General features: G+C 74.5%; 1 protein-coding gene and 2 pseudogenes. 1 reads left to right on the top strand and 2 read right to left on the bottom strand.

The window, feature by feature from the left end:
- Window positions 1-693, top strand: a pseudogene (locus CCN44_RS44595) (hypothetical protein); the annotation flags it as partial.
- A 74-nt stretch (window positions 694-767) separates the two neighbouring features.
- On the opposite strand, the gene CCN44_RS31125 reads toward CCN44_RS44595, so the two are convergent.
- Both CCN44_RS31125 and CCN44_RS44600 read right to left on the bottom strand, forming a co-directional pair.
- A complete protein-coding gene (locus CCN44_RS31125; protein WP_059254131.1) occupies window positions 768-1418 on the bottom strand; it encodes an RES family NAD+ phosphorylase in 651 nt (216 codons plus the stop codon).
- Window positions 1418-1707: pseudogene (locus CCN44_RS44600) on the bottom strand (hypothetical protein); the annotation flags it as partial. The pseudogene CCN44_RS44600 and the gene CCN44_RS31125, both read right to left, overlap by 1 nt.

The raw sequence follows: 1707 nt of genomic DNA on the forward strand, positions 1-1707 counted from the left end.
GCCAGCGGGGACACCCTCTCCGGTACGCTCGCCGTCTCCTCTGCCGTCATCATGCTGATCCTGCCGCACCTGGCGGGCCACATGCTGCGCTGGCGCTCGGCGACCGGTTCGCCGCGCAGCGGCTGGCTGCCGGCCCTGTCGCTGCTCGGCGTGTGGGGCGGGCTGACCTGGGTGCTCGGCACGCTGCGCGCCAAGTTCGTGATGCAGAAGGACACTCCGGCGTCCACCGGCGGGGACCTCGCGGGCTTCTCCGGGCTCGACGGCTCGTCCACCGGCACCCCGACCCTGCTGGACCGGCTGGACCTGACGCCCTCGACGGTGACCTGGCTGTTCTGCGCGCTGCTGCTGCTCTCGGGCGGTGTCGGCTTCCTGCTCGGCCTGTTCCGTGAGCACCCGTTCCTCGACGCGTACCGCACGGCGGTCGAACAGCGCGACGATCTCCAGCGGCGGCACGAGCAGACCAAGGCCGACACCGAACGGGCCCGGGCCGCGCAGGAGACGGCCGAGGACCGGCGGCTGAACCGTGAGGAGGCCGCGCGCCGGCGGATCGCCTCCGTCCGCCAGTTGTACGAGGCCGCCGCCGCCAGGTACCTCGACGGAGTACGGGAGGGCGCGAAGGACGTCGCCGTCAGCGAATCGGTGATGCTCCGGTCCAGGGCCCGCCCGCTGCTGCCGGCACCGCGGGACCACTGAGGGCCCGCGGCACACCGGACCGGTACTGCCCCGGCCCCCCGTCAGGGGGCCGGGGCAGTCGCCTGTGCCGGTCCTCAGTCCTGCGGTGCGGGGACGACCGCGCGCAGCGGCGCCAGCAGCCGGTTCACCGTGCGCAGGTCGTCCGCCGACGCCAGCCGCAGGCGCTCCCGCGGGCGCGGGTCGAGGGGCGCGCCCGGGCAGCGGTCCTGGAACAGCTGGAGCGCCGGGCGCGGCCGGCAGCGTTTGGACGTCCACCACAGGCCCTGCACACCGGCACAGCGTTCGCGGATCACCCGCACCCAGTACCGGGTGCCGGCGTACTCCTCGGTGTCGATCAGCCAGTCGTCCTGCCAGACGGCGGCCAGCCCCTCGGCGGTCGTGAGGTCCACCAGGGACAGCTCGGCCGTGGTGCGGACCGCGGACAGGACGTACCGGGACGCCTGCGCCCAGGGGATCAGGCGCACCCCGTCGTCGCCGAACTCGACCGACCGGAGCAAGACCTCGGACAGGGCGGTGACCGGGTCGAGGGCGGCGTAGAGGTAGGGGTAGGGGTCCTTCTCGGTGGGGTCGAAGCGGCTGCCCTTGAAGAATTCGTGGGCGACGTTCGGGTTGAACTCGCCGGCCCCGAACCGCTCCTCGTGGCACCGCCACAGCACGGTCCCCGCCGGCAGGGAGTGGCACACCGGGTCCATCGGGACGCCCTCGGGCGGGATCTGACGTGGCATCAGAGCACCCCCACGAGTTCGGCGGCAGCGCGTTCGAGTGCCTCGTCGGGCAGGACGCCGAGCAGTTCCGCGGGGACGCCGCCCAGCCACCGGTTGCCGCCCAGCCACCAGTCGGCGGCGCCCCAGGGGTCGCGGTCGGCGCGGAGCAGGACGTTGATCCGGCGGACGACGGGCAGCGGCTCGGCCGTGCCGGGCCGGAACTGGAAGCGGGGGTAGCGGATGCCGCGGTCCGGGTCCCGAAGCCGGATCAGCCCGGCGTCGGGACGCGGGCCGCCGGGCCGGCCGGTCC

The organism is Streptomyces tricolor, from assembly GCF_002155905.1.
Taxonomy (GTDB): Bacteria; Actinomycetota; Actinomycetes; order Streptomycetales; family Streptomycetaceae; genus Streptomyces; species Streptomyces tricolor.

What these genes read in the sequence shown, in the direction of transcription:
- CCN44_RS31125 (WP_059254131.1), bottom strand. Translation starts at nt 1,418, where the DNA reads ATGCCACGTCAGATCCCGCCCGAGGGCGTCCCGATGGACCCGGTGTGC.